General features: G+C 61.5%; 14 protein-coding genes. 8 read left to right on the top strand and 6 right to left on the bottom strand.

Translation table 11 applies throughout. The annotated features are described in order from the left end of the window. Nucleotides 1–6 precede the first annotated feature (6 nt). Nucleotides 7–918 carry a DUF4344 domain-containing metallopeptidase gene (locus ACT53S_RS14625; RefSeq protein WP_142069330.1) on the bottom strand — a complete coding sequence of 304 codons (912 nt, stop codon included), beginning with the start codon at nt 916–918 and terminating at the stop codon, nt 7–9. A 224-nt stretch (nt 919–1,142) separates the two neighbouring features. On the opposite strand from ACT53S_RS14625, the gene ACT53S_RS14620 reads away from it, so the two are divergent. Together ACT53S_RS14620 and ACT53S_RS14615 are read left to right on the top strand one after the other, a co-directional pair. Further along, nucleotides 1,143–1,694, top strand: coding sequence for an OmpA family protein (locus ACT53S_RS14620; protein WP_113377342.1), 552 nt, complete (start codon nt 1,143–1,145; stop codon nt 1,692–1,694). A 105-nt stretch (nt 1,695–1,799) separates the two neighbouring features. Then, nucleotides 1,800–2,291: a DUF1203 domain-containing protein gene (locus ACT53S_RS14615; RefSeq protein ID WP_476067538.1), complete on the top strand. Its 492-nt coding sequence runs from the start codon at nt 1,800–1,802 to the stop codon at nt 2,289–2,291. Between the two features lie 16 nt (nt 2,292–2,307). On the opposite strand, the gene gcvA is transcribed toward ACT53S_RS14615, so the two are convergent. Continuing rightward, nucleotides 2,308–3,192 (bottom strand): transcriptional regulator GcvA, encoded by an 885-nt coding sequence (gene gcvA, locus ACT53S_RS14610; protein ID WP_476067537.1) that lies wholly within the window; start codon nt 3,190–3,192, stop codon nt 2,308–2,310. 176 nt (nt 3,193–3,368) lie between these two features. Here gcvA and ACT53S_RS14605 point away from each other — a divergent pair, with 176 nt between their 5' ends. Next, on the top strand, nt 3,369–4,307 hold the full coding sequence (locus ACT53S_RS14605) for a DMT family transporter (RefSeq protein ID WP_476067536.1): 939 nt from the start codon (nt 3,369–3,371) through the stop codon (nt 4,305–4,307). Nucleotides 4,308–4,414: 107 nt separating this feature from the next. On the opposite strand, the gene ald is transcribed toward ACT53S_RS14605, so the two are convergent. Then, a complete protein-coding gene (ald, locus tag ACT53S_RS14600) occupies nt 4,415–5,533 on the bottom strand; it encodes an alanine dehydrogenase (protein ID WP_476067535.1) in 1,119 nt (372 codons plus the stop codon). A 159-nt stretch (nt 5,534–5,692) separates the two neighbouring features. Here ald and ACT53S_RS14595 point away from each other — a divergent pair, with 159 nt between their 5' ends. The 4 genes from ACT53S_RS14595 to ACT53S_RS14580 all read left to right on the top strand — a co-directional run bounded on the left by ACT53S_RS14595 (nt 5,693) and on the right by ACT53S_RS14580 (nt 9,227). Beyond that, entirely contained in the window at nt 5,693–6,154 is a 462-nt protein-coding gene (locus tag ACT53S_RS14595; RefSeq protein WP_476067534.1) for an Lrp/AsnC family transcriptional regulator, read from the top strand. Between the two features lie 128 nt (nt 6,155–6,282). Further along, on the top strand, nt 6,283–6,618 hold the full coding sequence (locus ACT53S_RS14590) for a PilZ domain-containing protein (protein WP_113377336.1): 336 nt from the start codon (nt 6,283–6,285) through the stop codon (nt 6,616–6,618). A 167-nt stretch (nt 6,619–6,785) separates the two neighbouring features. After that, nucleotides 6,786–7,124: a PilZ domain-containing protein gene (locus tag ACT53S_RS14585; protein WP_476067533.1), complete on the top strand. Its 339-nt coding sequence runs from the start codon at nt 6,786–6,788 to the stop codon at nt 7,122–7,124. Nucleotides 7,125–7,238: 114 nt separating this feature from the next. Next, entirely contained in the window at nt 7,239–9,227 is a 1,989-nt protein-coding gene (locus tag ACT53S_RS14580) for a bifunctional 2',3'-cyclic-nucleotide 2'-phosphodiesterase/3'-nucleotidase (protein WP_476067532.1), read from the top strand. A 65-nt stretch (nt 9,228–9,292) separates the two neighbouring features. Here the strand turns inward: ACT53S_RS14580 and ACT53S_RS14575 are convergent, their stop codons facing one another. After that, nucleotides 9,293–10,231 carry a LysR family transcriptional regulator gene (locus ACT53S_RS14575; RefSeq protein WP_113377333.1) on the bottom strand — a complete coding sequence of 313 codons (939 nt, stop codon included), beginning with the start codon at nt 10,229–10,231 and terminating at the stop codon, nt 9,293–9,295. Between the two features lie 131 nt (nt 10,232–10,362). On the opposite strand from ACT53S_RS14575, the gene ACT53S_RS14570 reads away from it, so the two are divergent. Then, nucleotides 10,363–10,977, top strand: coding sequence for an FMN-dependent NADH-azoreductase (locus ACT53S_RS14570; protein ID WP_113377332.1), 615 nt, complete (start codon nt 10,363–10,365; stop codon nt 10,975–10,977). Nucleotides 10,978–11,055: 78 nt separating this feature from the next. Here ACT53S_RS14570 and amt read toward each other — a convergent pair whose 3' ends face one another. Then, nucleotides 11,056–14,208: an ammonium transporter gene (gene amt / locus ACT53S_RS14565; protein ID WP_476067531.1), complete on the bottom strand. Its 3,153-nt coding sequence runs from the start codon at nt 14,206–14,208 to the stop codon at nt 11,056–11,058. A 178-nt stretch (nt 14,209–14,386) separates the two neighbouring features. Beyond that, a complete protein-coding gene (locus ACT53S_RS14560; RefSeq protein WP_476067530.1) occupies nt 14,387–14,704 on the bottom strand; it encodes an HlyU family transcriptional regulator in 318 nt (105 codons plus the stop codon). Nucleotides 14,705–14,747 lie beyond the last annotated feature (43 nt).

The raw sequence follows: 14,747 nt of genomic DNA, 5'->3' as shown, positions 1-14,747 counted from the left end.
CGTCCGTCAATCTTTCAACTTCAGCTTCACCGAATTGGCGTTGGCCTCGGCTTCCGGGGTCTCGGACTCCGCCTGTTCGACATCCTCGTTGGCGGTGGCGTTCTGGTTGCCGAAATAGTTGACCATCAGGGCGGCGTGATAGGCGGCCATTTCGTAGCAATAGGTAATCTCGCGGTCGGCGGGATTCCAGAACGCGTTTTCCGTACCGCAGGTCTTGCCGGTCACCTTGATCCCATCCGGAATGTCGTAACCTTCGCCATAGGTCGCCTCGATCGACTCCAGGACCTGGTTCTCCTTCAGCAGGTCGGCGAATGGCTGCAGGTCGGCATTGTTTGCCGGCTCGTAGGTCACGGTGAACTTGGTCGTCTTCTTGTCGTCCTCATGCGCTTCCAAAAGTCCGAACCAGCTGTCGCGTGTCTTGGCGTATTCGTCGACGCATTCCTCGCGCCGCTCGGCCGGGAAGTTGAGCGAATCGATGAAGACCTTGAAATAGTCCGCATCGGCGCCGGCCATCATGCAGACGATCGAATAGGCGCGCTGGCGATCAAGCCCGTGAGTGTCTAGGAAATCGCTGTCATCCAGCGCGTCGCCATTGGCCTCGTCAATCAGGAACCAGCCGTCGGCTGCATCCTGCATGGCTGCCTTCAGTTCGTCATCCTCGCTTTCGAGCAACATAACGGACGACAAAGCATCCACGGCATCCTCCTCGCGACCGAGGACGGGCAGTTCAAGTTCGGAAACCAGCATGTGGCCGGACTCGTGGAAGAGGATGAACAGGGCGTTGTTCACGATGAACCTCTGCCCTTCCTTGATCTGCTCCGGCGTCAGATCGTCTGCCTGCACGCCCGGTGCCGGCACGGCAAGCAAGGCCGCGAGCGATGCCAGGCCGATTGCAAAACAGGTTCTCAAAAAAGTCATCTGGAATGCCCCCGATCCCGATTCGTCCGGGCTCACAGTGCCTCAAGTCCGAGGCCCTTGAGAAATGCTTTTTTCGGGGAATTGCGGCCTTCCGCCTTGCGTTTTCCACCGGTGGGGCACCGCCGGATTTGCTCCAAAAATGGCCGCGTCTGCCCGCTGCACGCCCAATTGCAATTGCCAATTGCTCTGACACACTCCGGCCGTTGGGGGACGAGGGAGAATCAATGAAAAGACGTGCATTTTTGGGGGGTGTCTGCGCGACGCTCGCCATGACGAAGGTCGGCCTTGGGCAGGAGGGACCGAACGAGGCATTGATCATCCGCCGGTTGGATGCGGCACCGATCCGCCCGATCGCACCGCAAAACCGTGTGACGCTGAGCGAGTTCAAACGCCGTCCGGACCTGCGACGCGCGGCCCCCTCGATCGACATCCAGGCGATTAATTTCGCCACCGGATCGGCGGAAATCCCGCGTTCGGAATATCGAAAGGTGCAACAGATTGCGCGTGCCATGGAACAGATCCTGAGGCGACGGCGCGGGGTCCGTTTCCTGATCGAAGGCCATACCGATGCCGTGGGAACGGCCATGTCGAACCAGATCCTTTCCGAGCGCCGGGCTGCGTCGCTGCGCATCGTGCTCGCCCGCGAATTCGGCATTCCGCCTCGCATGCTGGAAACGGTCGGCTACGGCGAGGACTTTCTCCTCGTTCCGACAGAGGCGCCGGACTGGCGCAATCGCCGCGTCACCCTGCGCCGGATCGACGATTTCATCCGTTGAGGCAGCTTCTGTTGCGGTCAGCCCCGCTCGTGCAGGAATCGGGTGGCACGGCGTGGCTCGTAGGCCGAAGGATGGGCATCGTTTCATCCGCACGGAGATCCTGCCATGCCCCCTCGAATTCGTTTCGTTGCCATGCCCGAGCGCGAGGCCTTCGCCTATCGCGCGGGCTCCCCTGATGCCTATGGGCTTGCCCCCGAACGTCGCGTCTCACCCGGCGGCTATCCCTGCCGCCACTGCCTGAGCGATATCGCAGAAGGCGAGGACTATTTGACGCTTGCCTATCGCCCCTTTCCGACATTGCAGCCCTATGCCGAGACCGGGCCGATCTTTCTTCACGCCGAACCCTGCCCGCGCTATGCCGCGTCCGACATGCTTCCACCCATGCTTGCCAGTCCGGATTACATCGTCCGTGGCTACGACGCCGACGACCGGATCGTCTATGGCACGGGTGCCGTCACACCCACAGCCGAGATCGCAGGCCGTGCAGCGCGACTGCTGGCCGATCCCGCGATCGCTTATGTACACGTCCGGTCAGCCCGCAACAACTGCTACCAATGCCGGATCGAGCGCTGCGATGACGCCACTATCGGATCCTGACCTCTTGCGCTTCGGATCAGGCCGGCGGCGCGCGTCCTACTTCCCGCAGCAACCAGTCTCTGAAGGCAACGACCTCGGGGCGGCGAAGGGCTGCAAAGGGGGAGACGAGATAGTAGGCGAAGGTCTGGTGGATGGTATGCGTGAAGGGAGCCACAAGCCGTCCAGCGCCAATCTCGCGCTCGACAAAGGCGTGACGAACGAGAGCGACCCCAAGGCCGGCCAGGGCCGCCTCGATGGCGCCATTGCCACCACTGAAGACGGCACCGCGCGCGCCATCAATGCCAGACGCCCCCATCTCGGACAGCCATTTGCGCCAGTCGTCGGTGTTTTCGTCATGCAACAGCGGGATATCCGCCAGATCGGTGACCGTCTCGATGGTGCCAACGCGCCGCACGAGTTCAGGACTGAGGACCGGCAAGAGAGCATCATCCATCCACAACACGCTGGACAGTCCGTCATAGCGTCCGGCGCCGTGGCGAATGGCGAGGTCGATGCCGTCTCTCTCCAGGTCGAAGACGCGATTGGAGCTGTTGATCTGGATGTCGACATCCGGCATTTCGGCCTGAAAGGCGGACAACCGCGGCAACAGCCATTGGGCGGCAACGCTTGCGGTGCAGGTCACCGACAAGGTCGCCTTACGGCGTTGCGCCGTCACCTCCGCCGTCGCCTCGCGGATCAGCGCAAAGGCGGCCTGGATCCGGGCGGCATATGCTTTCCCTTCGGCGGTCAGCTCCAGAGCGCGCGGTCGACGCAGAAACAGCGGCAGGCCAAGTGCTGTTTCGAGTTCCCGGATCTGCAGGCTGACTGCGCCCGGCGTCACATGAAGCTCACCAGCCGCGCGGGTCATGCTCAGATGGCGCGCCGTCACCTCGAAGGCCCTGAGTGCGTTGAGAGGTGGCATCGGAACCTTCACGGTTTAGCTTTCCTCAATCGTTGGAATAGAAATGGTCGTTTGCCGATCGCCCAGGTTTCCTGCGATAAGCCGAGAAACAGTGATGATCGCTCCGGCATCTGGAGCAGGTCATTAAGTTTTTCACACATCGACAACGATACCACAAGGCCTGCTGGAGATTGGATATGACGACGCAAAGAAGCATGAATGGCCGCGACTGGGCCATGCTCACCGGTCTCTCCGTCATCTGGGGCGGCTCCTTTTTCTTCACCGGCATCGCCGTGAAGGAACTTCCGGCCTTCACCATTGTGGCTGCGCGGGTCGGACTTGCGGCGCTCGCCCTTCTCGCCGGCCTGAGGATCGCCGGCATCCCGATGCCGCGTGCCCCGAAGGTTTGGGCGGCCTTTTTCGGCATGGGGCTGATGAACAACATGATCCCCTTTTCGCTCATCGTCTGGGGCCAGGGACATATCGCGAGCGGCCTCGCCTCGATCCTCAATGCGACCACACCGCTTTTCGGGGTCGTGGTCGCGCATCTCCTGACCCGCGACGAGAAGATGAGCGGTGGACGGCTGGCGGGAACAATCGTGGGCTTTGCAGGCGTCGCCCTGATGATCGGACCGTCAGCGCTCTCGGGCCTCGGTTCGGATCTTCTGGCCGAACTTGCCGTGCTCGGGGCAGCACTGTCCTATGCCTTCGCCGGCATCTATGGCCGTCGTTTCAAGGCCATGGGCATCAACCCCATCGTCACGGCGACTGGCCAGATCTCCGCCTCGGCCGTGCTGATGATCCCGCTCGCCCTCCTGATCGACCGGCCCTGGACGCTCGCCATGCCAGGTTTTGCGACCATTGCCGCGCTCGTTGCGATTGCGCTGATCTCCACCGCCTTCGCCTATATCATCTTCTTCCGGATCCTGGCATCGGCCGGCGCGACCAATCTGATGCTGGTCACCTTCCTCATTCCGGTGAGCGCGATCCTGCTCGGCTGGCTGTTCCTCGGCGAGGTGCTCGCGACCCAACACTTCATCGGCATGGCGACAATCGTCGCAGGCTTGGTGCTGATCGACGGTCGGCTGCACCGGCGGCTCCTCGCCTCATCCACTGCGGGCTCCCTGCCCGGCTGATCAAAGAACGGAAAACGGGCCGGCCGATGGGAAGGCCGGCCCGGATCGGCCGCTACACGGTAAATTTGCGGCCCTGACGTAACGTAAGGTGACCGGAGAGTGCGACCTTACGCTACGTTCAAAACGGCTTCGGGCGCATGGGCCGGATAACCCAGCGCATCTGCCACAGGCTTGTTGGTGATGCGGCCCTTGTGCACGTTCAGCCCGTTGCGCAGATGGCGATCCTCGGCAATGGCGCGCAGGCCACGATCGGCCAGTGCCAGGCCATGGACCAGCGTCGCATTGTTGAGCGCATGGGCCGAGGTGATCGGAACCGCACCCGGCATGTTCGCTACGCAGTAATGCACGACACCATCGACAACATAGGTCGGGTCGGAATGGGTCGTCGCGTGGGAGGTCTCGAAGCAGCCGCCCTGGTCAATCGCGACATCGACGATCACGGCACCCTTCTTCATGCCGGACAACATTTCGCGGGTGACGAGCTTCGGCGCGGCAGCGCCGGGGATGAGGACGGCCCCGATCACGAGATCGGCCGAGAAGCATTCCTGCTCCAGCGCGTCGATTGTCGAATACACCGTGTGGACACGGCCGTGGAAGATATCATCAAGCTGGCGCAGACGCGGCAGCGAGCGGTCGAGGATGGTGACATCGGCACCGAGACCGACGGCCATCTTGGCCGCATGCAGGCCGACCACGCCGCCACCGATGACGGTGACCTTGGCCGGAAGAACGCCCGGCACGCCGCCGAGCAGGATGCCGCGACCGCCATGGGCCTTCTGCAGGGCGGTCGCGCCCGCCTGGATCGCCAGGCGACCGGCCACTTCCGACATCGGAGCGAGCAGCGGCAGGCCGCCGCGCTCGTCAGTCACAGTCTCATAGGCAACGGCTGTGATGCCGGAGTCGATCAGACCCTTGGTCTGCTCCGGATCCGGCGCGAGATGAAGATAAGTATAGAGGATCTGGCCTTCGCGCAGTTGCACCCATTCGGAGGGCTGCGGTTCCTTGACCTTGACGATCATGTCGGACTTTTCGAACACGTCCTTGGCCGAGGCGGCGATCTTCGCGCCAGCGGCGATGTAGGCGTGGTCGTCGGCGCCGATGCCGGCGCCTGCGCCCGTTTCGATCAGGACATCATGGCCATGTGCCACATATTCGCGGACCGCACCGGGGGTCAGACCGACACGATATTCATGGTTTTTGATTTCCTTCGGGCAACCGACACGCATGAAGCGTTCCTCTCTTTTATCAGCGGCCGCAGCCGCTTCGTTTCAGATACGGAAATTCAAGCATCGATGCAGCAAAATGTCCTTGCAAAATGGGACGAGCGGATCGACAGAATTCGCAGCTTCTTGCGTGTAACGGATCACTGACGGAGAATTCTGCGAATGGCGGAACTGGATGCCATCGATCGTGCCATTCTGAAGGCGCTTCAGGAAAACGGTCGCATGACCAATGCGGAGCTGGCCGAAAAGGTCGGGCTCTCGCCCTCGGCCTGTTCACGCCGCCACGACATGCTGGAGAAATCCGGCGTCATCAGCGGCTATCACGCGCGGCTTTCGCACAAGGCGATCGACTACAAGATGATGGTGATCGTCCACATCTCGCTGTCGGGTCAGTTCGCCAAAACGCTCACCGAATTCGAGGCGGCAGTGAAGCGCTGTCCCAACGTGCTCGTCTGCTACCTGATGTCCGGCGAATACGACTACATCCTCAGGGTCGCGGCCAAGGATCTCGAAGATTACGAGCGCATCCACCGCGACTGGCTGTCGGCGCTGCCGCATGTGGTGAAGATCAATTCGAGCTTTGCCCTGCGGGAGATTATCGAGCGCCCCAATGTGGGGCTTTGAAGGGCTCCGCTCCCATCACCCGCACTTTGGTGTCACCAGAATAAACCTGAAAATTCTAATGATTTGATTTAGCCGGTCCTTACGCCTGCGCTGTATGGTTGCGTCACTGCATTCAACAGGACAGAGCCATGAGCAACAATCTCGGAATGGATGTTCGCAAATCACCCCGCAGTCGGGTCCGGATGGACAGCAAGGTGCGGCATCTGCAGCAGGAGGCGGATGGCCGCGTCATCAACATCTCGCGAACCGGCCTCGCGCTCGAGCTCGCCAGCAAGCTGCATGCTGCCGCAGGCAGTTCGGTGGTCATCGTGAACGATGACATCGGCCTGCTCGAAGGCGTCGTCCGCTGGAACTATGGCGGGCGCCTCGGCATCATGTTCAAGCCGAACAGCAATTCGATCGCCAAGGTTTCCGCCTATTTCCGCAACTTCCACCAGGAAGTGCGGCCAGTGCTCAGCCGCTGAGGCTACCAACCCCCGCTATTAACGGTAAACACACCGTATAACCGGCAAAACACCCAAAATCTCCTAGGGACTTCGCTCGCATTCTAATGACCTTGACCAGATGCCGTTAAGGCGTCTGACCGAGGTTTCCCGCGTTTCTTTCAATCCATTTGACGGAGCGCAATTTAATGCTTGCTGCCAAACTCAACCCGGACGGGCGCCGAAGCCAACGCATACGGTGCCACATCCGTGGAACGCTCGAATTCGTCGGCCAGAAGTTCAACATCCGTATCATCGACATTTCCAGAACCGGCATGGCTCTTTACCTCGAGGGCTGGATCGAAGCGAAGCGCGGAGCGACCGTGACGGTCAGCTGTGCCGAACTCGGCCATATCGAATGCACGGTCCGCTGGTACCGCGCCGGCAAGATGGGCCTCGAATTCGAACAGACCACCAATGCTGTCGCTCAGATCACCGCCTATTTCCGCAATTTCCATCGCGATCCGCGCAATCTCGTCCCGAGATAGCAGGTGGATCATCAACGCCAACGTCTCACCCCTGTCATTTTACAGGTGCAAGCATCTTGAAAGCGACCTAACCTCTGTCGCTTTCAGCACGAGCTCATCGCCGGGAGACAGCGCATGCCCTCATTGGTCGATCTTCACCCCTTCAGCCGCCGCTCCTTCCTGGGAGGTATTGCCGCCTCGGCCACACTGGTTGCGCTGCATCCCTACGCCGCGCGAGCCGGGGGCAATCAGGCGCATCTGAGACTGATGGAAACGACCGACATCCATGTCAATGTGATGCCCTACGACTACTACGCCGACAAACCCAACGACACGATGGGTCTCGCGCGCACCGCCTCGATCATCGATTCCATCCGAGCCGAGGCCGGCAATTCGATGCTGATCGACAATGGTGACTTCCTGCAGGGCAATCCGATGGGCGATTACATGGCCTATCAGAAGGGCATGAAACCCGGCGACGTGCATCCAGTGATCAAGGCGATGAACGTGCTCGGCTATGATTGCGGCACGCTCGGCAATCACGAGTTCAACTACGGCCTCGACTTCATGTTCAACACGCTGGCGGGGGCGACATTCCCCTTCGTCTGCGCCAACCTGACCAAGGGCCAGCTCGCCGCCGACCCGAAGCAGGATCCCCTCTACTTCAAGCCCTACCACATCATCGAAAAGCAGATCCGCGATGGTTCGGGTGCCACAAGCCCGATCAAGGTCGGCTTCATCGGCTTCGTGCCGCCGCAGATCATGCTCTGGGATGCGAAGAACCTCGAAGGCAAGGCGATGACGCGCGACATCCTGCAGGCGGCGCGCGCCTGGGTGCCGCAGATGAAGGAGGACGGCGCCGATATCGTGATTGCGCTTTCCCATTCCGGCATTGACGGCCATGGCGAGAGCGAAGGCATGGAAAACGCCTCGCTCTATCTCGCTGGCGTCGAGGGGATCGACGCGATCTTCACCGGCCACCAGCACCTCGTCTTCCCCGGCCCGAAAGACTTCGAAAACGTTCCGGGTGCGGATGCCGCCAAGGGCACGCTGCTCGGCAAACCGGCCGTCATGGCCGGCTTCTGGGGCTCGCATATGGGCCTGATCGATCTGCTGCTCGAAAAGGACGGGTCGAGCTGGAAAATCGTCGACTTCACCTGCGAGGCACGGCCGATCTACCATCGTGACGACAATCGCAAGGTCGTGGCGGACGTGAAGGACAAGCCGGAGGTCGTCGCCTCGGTCGCTGCCGAGCATCAGGCGACGCTCGACTATGTGCGCACCCCCGTCGGCAAGACGTCGGCACCGCTCTACTCCTATTTCGCCCTGGTGGCCGATGATCCCTCGATCCAGATCGTCTCGATCGCCCAGTCCTGGTACATCCGGCAGATGCTGAAGGACGGGCCGCACAAGGACCTGCCCATTCTCTCTGCCGCCGCCCCGTTCAAGGCCGGCGGTCGCGGCGGCGCCGATTACTTCACCGATGTTCCCGCCGGCGATATCGCGATCAAGAATGTCGCCGACCTCTATCTCTATCCTAACACCATCCAGGCGGTGGCGATCACCGGCGAGCAGGTGAAGAACTGGCTCGAAATGTCGGCCGGCATCTTTAACCAGATCGAGAAGGGCGCGAAAGATGCTCCGCTGATCAATCCGAATTTCCCGTCCTACAATTACGACGTCATCGACGGCGTGACCTATCAGATCGATCTCACCAAGCCCGCGCGCTATGACAAGGATGGCGTTGTCGTGCATCCGGAATCGAGCCGCATCGTCAATCTGCAGTTCGAGGGCAAGCCGATCGATCCGGGCCAGACCTTTGCGGTCGCGACCAACAACTACCGCGCCGGCGGTGGCGGCAAATTCCCGGAGATCGCCGCTGACAAGGTAATCTTCGTCGGCCCCGACACCAACCGCGACATCATCGTCCGCTACATCGTCGAGCAGGGCACGATCAATCCGTCGGCCGACGGCAACTGGTCCTTTGCCCCGATCGGCGACACCACTGTTGTCTTCGAGACGGGCCCGAAGGCACGCGATCATCTGGCCGCGTTCAGCGGAGCGAAAATCGAGGATGCCGGCGACGGCGCCGAAGGGTTCGCGAAGTTCCGTCTGACGCTTTGAGGCCGCGCCGCCAAGGGCAGCTGAACGTCATGAAGGGAGTCGATTCAAATGCTTGAATCGATTTCCTAAACTGCTTGGGCAAGTGGCGGCGCCTGCAGATCGACCGGGCAGTTCGACAATCTCTCCTCAAACGCCCGGATCAGCCATGTGCCGGCAGGCCCGGGCGGATTGTCCGTGCGGCGAATGGCGTAGAGGTTGTAGGACCCCTGTTCATAGGCCGGCAGATCGAGTTGGACGATCCGACCGGCTTGCAGGTCCTCGTGGATGATCGAGGCCGGCAGGCCGCCCCAGCCCAGACCACCCTTGATCAGCTGATGTTTGGTCGCCATGTCGCTCACGCGCCAGGTCTTGAAGGACAAGACGTTGAAGTCGCGACCCGACGTCAGGTCGGATGCATCGCTGACGACGATCTGCGTCTCCTCCCGGACGTCCTGAAGCGAGAGCGTGCCCTTGTGTGCGGCCAGGGGATGATCGGCCGAGGCTGCAGGAAGCAGGAAATTGTGACCGATCCGATGTACGATCAGCGTGTCGTCCTGGCGGGACAATGCCCCGCCGATCCCGATCGTGGCGCGGCCACTCATCACCAGTTCCACCAGACGTCCCAGCTCCCCGATCTCCAGCCGCAGCGAAACCGAAGGGAACTGCCGTTGGAAATCGCGCAACACCGCCAACAACACAGGCGTCGGAACGAGAACGCTGACGGCGATCGACAACTCCGCTTCCAGACCCTGGCGCATGCTGCGAACCTTGGCGCGCATCACCTGCAGGTCGCCGACGATGCGGCGGGCATCGGTCAGCATGGCCCTGCCCTCGTCGGTCAGCCGCGGCTGACGCGTGCCCGTCCGGTCAAAGAGCGCCACCCCCAGCTGGCTTTCAAGATTGCCGATCGTGTAACTCACCACGGACTGGGCGCGGTTGAGGAGCCGCGCGGCGGCGGAAAAACTGCCGGCATCGGCAACGGCCAAAAAGACCTGCAGTTGGTCGAGGGTCGGGTTGGCATCCATGGCGACGAGAACTCATCCATCCAGTTATTCGATATGACCGATCTAGATTATCACAGTTTCATCAATGCTTCCTCGGGTCTAGATGCATGGCTGGCCTGCTCCCAGGGCCCAGATCATTCGAGGAATTGCCCATGTCGTCCATCCTGCTCGTCACCTCCAGCCCGCGCGGCTCGGAATCCCTGTCCAACTCGATCGCTACGGAACTGGCAGAAAAGTTTGCCGCCTCCGAGGGCAACACGCTGGTGCGCCGCGACCTCGTCGAAACGCAGCTGGACCACGTCGACGGCGCGTTCACCGCCGCCATCCGCAAGTCGGCCGATGACCGTACCGCCGAAGAAGCCGAAGCTGTCGCCCTCTCCGACAAGCTCGTTGAAGAACTGATGGCTGCCGACACCATCGTCATCGGCACCGGCCTGATCAACTTCAACATCTACTCGTCGCTGAAGTCCTGGATCGACCACGTAGCCCGCGCCGGTCTCACCTTCACCTATACCGAGAACGGTCCGGTCGGTCTTGCCAAGGGCAAGAAGGCCTATCTCGTTCTGGCCGCCGGCGGCATCTATTCCTCCGGTCCGGGCGCCCCGATGAACCATGCTGAGCCTTACCTGAAGACGGTTCTGGGCTTCCTCGGCATCGAGCTCGTCGAAACGATCTATGTCGAAGGCGTCGCCTACGGTCCGGAAGCCGCTGAAAAGGCCGTTGCCGCAGCGCAGGCCAAGGTTGCCGAACTGGCGCTCGCCGCCTGATCCACCGCCAGCAGAGCGCAAGAAGACCGGCGGCACCCCCGCCGGTCTTTTCGTATCCTCGTTACGGCAAACGGTCTGTCAGGCCCGCATCGCGCGGACGGTATCGACGACAGCCATGTCACCGGCATGACGCAACAGCCGGTCCCGATGGGCTGCAAGTTCCGCGACACGGCGAAGGCCCTCGGCCACCGGAGCCGCGATCTCCACGATGGCCTGTGACGCAGGCAACGGCCGTCCGAGCAGATAGCCCTGCAACTCGTCGCAGCCCGTTTCGCTCAGATGCATGGCCTGTTCGGCGGTTTCGACCCCTTCGGCCACCACCCGCATGCCGAGACCACGACCGAGGTCAATGATCGATCGCACGATGGCGTTGGATGCTTCCTCGGTTCCGAGAGCTGCGACAAAACTGCGATCGATCTTGATCACATCGAACGGATAACGGCTCAAATAGCTCAACGACGAATAACCCGTGCCGAAATCATCGAGCGCAATGCGGAAGCCGCTGCGTTTGAGATGGTTCAGGATGAACAGGGCCCGTTCATCATCGTCGATCAACACGCTTTCGGTAATCTCCAGTTCAAGCTTGTCCGGCGCGATGCCCGAGGCCGCTACAATGCGGTCGAGATTGGCGAGGAAATCCGGGTGACGGAACTGGACGGGCGATACATTGACGCTCAGGTGCAGACCGCGCGGGCAGATGTCCGCTAGACGGCAGGCTTCCTCCAGGACCCATTCCCCAAGCGGGATGATCTTGCCTGAGACCTCGGCCACCGGAATGAAATCGACGGGTGAGACCATGCCCCGCTCAGGGTGATTCCAGCGGACCAGCGCCTCATAGCCCACCACCTCGCCGTTGCGGGCCGCCACGCGCGGCTGTAGATAGAGTTCAAACTCTCTGCGCTCCAGACCGCGCTCGATGTCGGCCTCCAGGGCACGCCGTTTCTCGATCAGTTCATCCATACCTCTTCTGTAGATCCGAAACGTGCTGCGGCCGGATTTTTTGGCATGGTAAAGCGCGACGTCGGCACGACCGATCAGTTCCTCCAGCGTTCCGGCATGGTCCGGGCACAGCGCGCCGCCGACGCTGACGCCGCATTTGATCCGCTCGCCCTGCCCCGTGTCGAAGGGCTTGCGGAAGGCCTCAACGAGGCGACGGCTGAAATCCTCGATCTGGGCCTCGAAATGCCCGTTGGCGAGAATCACCGCGAATTCGTCCCCACCGAGGCGCGCCGCCATGTCCTGTGGTCCCAACTCGCGGCTCAAGCGTCGCGCCGTTTCGCGGATCACCTCGTCTCCCGCCGGGTGGCCATAGAGATCGTTGACGTCCTTGAAATGGTCGAGGTCGACAAGCACCACGGCGCAACCCCAGCCACGATTGGCCCGGTCAACGTAATTTGCCAGGCTCTCGGTGAACAGGGCGCGGTTGGGCAGACCTGTGAGCGGGTCGTGCTGGCCGATATGGCGGATCCGTTCCTCCTGAGCCTTGCGCTCGCGCAGATCCACCAGGCAGCTGATCCGGATATTGCGCCCCCTGTATTCGATGTTGCGGCCACGCGCCTCGATCGGGATAACCGCGCCCGTCGTATGCAAAATGTTGAATTCCCGGGAGATGTCTCCGGACGGCGCCATGTCGGAGAGCAGCAGCTCGCGCCCTTCTTCATCAACGAGATCGAGGATTGACGTGCCAATCAGGTCCGTGAGCGTACGGCCGGTCAATGTCGACAACTGTTCATTGCCGTCGAGAATGATCCCTTGCTCATGCATGACGATCGCCTCGAATGTTGCATTGGCAATCGCCGTCACACGCTCGGACTCCTCCTGGTCCCGGATCTTCGAATTCTGATCACTGCGGTGGCGCTCTTCCTGTTCGATGTTGTCCATCAGGCGGTTGAACAGCAGCGTGAGTTTTTCCGCTTCATCGCCGGGGTCGACCGGCAGCCTGTCGTGCAGGTCGGCGTTGCCGGAGACCAGCTTTGACAGCGCATCCTCGACATGGCCAACGCCGAGACGCGTGCCGTGCTCGGCGATGTTCAGGCCGAGATCCTCCACCTCCGCCGAGACACGGATGGGCGTAATCTTGTTGAGCCCCCAGAAGAAGGCATAACCGAGCCCGAAGGCCCAGTAGAAGTTAAGGGCCGAGCCGAAGAGCTGGATGTAGAGTTGGTCGAAGCGGCCGCCAGTCGGCAGCCGCTCGACAGGGGCCAGAAGCGCAAGCGCGAGCGTCCCCGCAACGCCGGCGAAGGCGTGGACGGAGATGGCGCCGACGGCGTCATCAACGCGCATCCGCTCTTCGATGAACTGGTTGCCATAGACAGCGACGGCCGATCCCAGCCCGCCGACCAGAAGCGCACCACCGGGGTCGAGCACGTGGCAGCCGGCGGTAACCGCAACGAGACCACCCAGCATACCGCACAGCGCCTTTTCGGGAATGACAACACCGTCCTGATAGACGCCGAGCGCGTAGCCGACACAGGTGCCCATGCCGCCCGCCAGCACCGTGTTGAGGATGATCGGTGCGACGTCGGCATTGGCAGCGAGCGTGGAGCCACCGTTGAAGCCGATCCAGCCGAAGAAAAGAATAAGCGCCCCGGTCGTTGCAAGCACCGGATTGTGCCCCGCCATGCGCACAGGCTTGCCTTCCGGAGTGAATCGACCTCTGCGTGGGCCGATCACCAGGCAGGCAGCCAGAGAAATCCACCCCCCGGTCGCATGGACGACCGTCGAACCGGCGAAGTCGACGAAACCCAGATTGGCGAGAAAGGCCCCGGTATTCGGGCCGAGCGCAGTGCCCCAGACCCAATGGGCGAAGATCGGATAGATCAACGTGGAAAGCGCAATCGAGCCCCAGACATAGGCGGAGAGCTTCATGCGCTCGGCAACGGCTCCCGACACGATGGTCGCGGACGTGCCGCAGAACATCACCTGAAAGACGAAGAAGCCCGCCACCCAGCTGTCGAGATGGCCGAGCAGAAAGAAGTCGGAGGAAGATCCGACCGGAAGCCAGCCTGACGGTGCGAAGGCCAGCATGAAACCCACCGCCGCAAATCCCACCACGCCAAAAACGAAATCAAGAAGGTTCTTCTGGGCGACGTTGATCGAGTTCTTCGACCGAACCATGCCGGCCTCAAGAAGGAGGAAACCGACCTGCATCATCATAACCATGCCTGCGGCCGCCATAACCCAGGCCAGATCGGCTGCCCTCAGAGCGGCCTGAGCCTGGTCCTGAGACACAGCTTGTCCTGCCGCGAAGAGCCCGACGATGCCAGATGAAATTCCGAGTAAATAACGGAAAGAAACAACAACCACTGAAAATACCCGCATCAGAATATCGGGGTGGATTGTTGCGACGCATCATTAACAATGCGTGAGCGGGATTGGCGCGCGTGAACGAAAAATCGGAAAAACAGCGTCAGACGCTGCGTTTTTCCGCGCCATCGGCAAAGAGAGCGGGACCATTCTGGTCGATGATCTGCTGGGCTTTGCGAAACGTGCCGTCGATGGCGTCGTCTCGGGATGTGAACACGTCGGCCCGGATGAAGCTGCGCTCGAGCAAGCGGCCGTCAATCTCCCGCTCAATCCGGCCTGCGAGACGATACTGGCTGCCCTCGGCGATCGGGGCGGCGTGGATCAGGCAGTCCTTGTAGGTCTGCGGTTCGGCGGCCGGGGCTTGAGCGGCACCAGAGGAGCCGCCAGTGAAGATCGACAGGATGCGAGACAAAATGGACATAGATCGTCCCTAACACAGGCAACCGCAGAGCGGAAGTCACCGG

The sequence above is a fragment of the Allorhizobium sp. DMC15 genome (assembly GCF_056314065.1).
The sequence above is the reverse complement of the archived record's forward strand: the minus strand, read 5'-3'. Positions and strand labels throughout refer to the sequence as shown.

Bases quoted from the DNA above. Each gene is read 5' to 3' on its own strand.
- ACT53S_RS14585 (WP_476067533.1), top strand. From the start codon at position 6,786: ATGCTTGCTGCCAAACTCAACCCGGACGGGCGCCGAAGCCAACGCATA.
- ACT53S_RS14615 (WP_476067538.1), top strand. From the start codon at position 1,800: ATGCCCCCTCGAATTCGTTTCGTTGCCATGCCCGAGCGCGAGGCCTTC.
- ACT53S_RS14620 (WP_113377342.1), top strand. From the start codon at position 1,143: ATGAAAAGACGTGCATTTTTGGGGGGTGTCTGCGCGACGCTCGCCATG.
- ACT53S_RS14580 (WP_476067532.1), top strand. From the start codon at position 7,239: ATGCCCTCATTGGTCGATCTTCACCCCTTCAGCCGCCGCTCCTTCCTG.
- gcvA (WP_476067537.1), bottom strand. From the start codon at position 3,192: ATGCCACCTCTCAACGCACTCAGGGCCTTCGAGGTGACGGCGCGCCAT.
- ACT53S_RS14590 (WP_113377336.1), top strand. From the start codon at position 6,283: ATGAGCAACAATCTCGGAATGGATGTTCGCAAATCACCCCGCAGTCGG.
- ald (WP_476067535.1), bottom strand. From the start codon at position 5,533: ATGCGTGTCGGTTGCCCGAAGGAAATCAAAAACCATGAATATCGTGTC.
- ACT53S_RS14575 (WP_113377333.1), bottom strand. From the start codon at position 10,231: ATGGATGCCAACCCGACCCTCGACCAACTGCAGGTCTTTTTGGCCGTT.
- ACT53S_RS14605 (WP_476067536.1), top strand. From the start codon at position 3,369: ATGACGACGCAAAGAAGCATGAATGGCCGCGACTGGGCCATGCTCACC.
- ACT53S_RS14560 (WP_476067530.1), bottom strand. From the start codon at position 14,704: ATGTCCATTTTGTCTCGCATCCTGTCGATCTTCACTGGCGGCTCCTCT.
- ACT53S_RS14595 (WP_476067534.1), top strand. From the start codon at position 5,693: ATGGCGGAACTGGATGCCATCGATCGTGCCATTCTGAAGGCGCTTCAG.
- ACT53S_RS14570 (WP_113377332.1), top strand. From the start codon at position 10,363: ATGTCGTCCATCCTGCTCGTCACCTCCAGCCCGCGCGGCTCGGAATCC.
- ACT53S_RS14625 (WP_142069330.1), bottom strand. From the start codon at position 918: ATGACTTTTTTGAGAACCTGTTTTGCAATCGGCCTGGCATCGCTCGCG.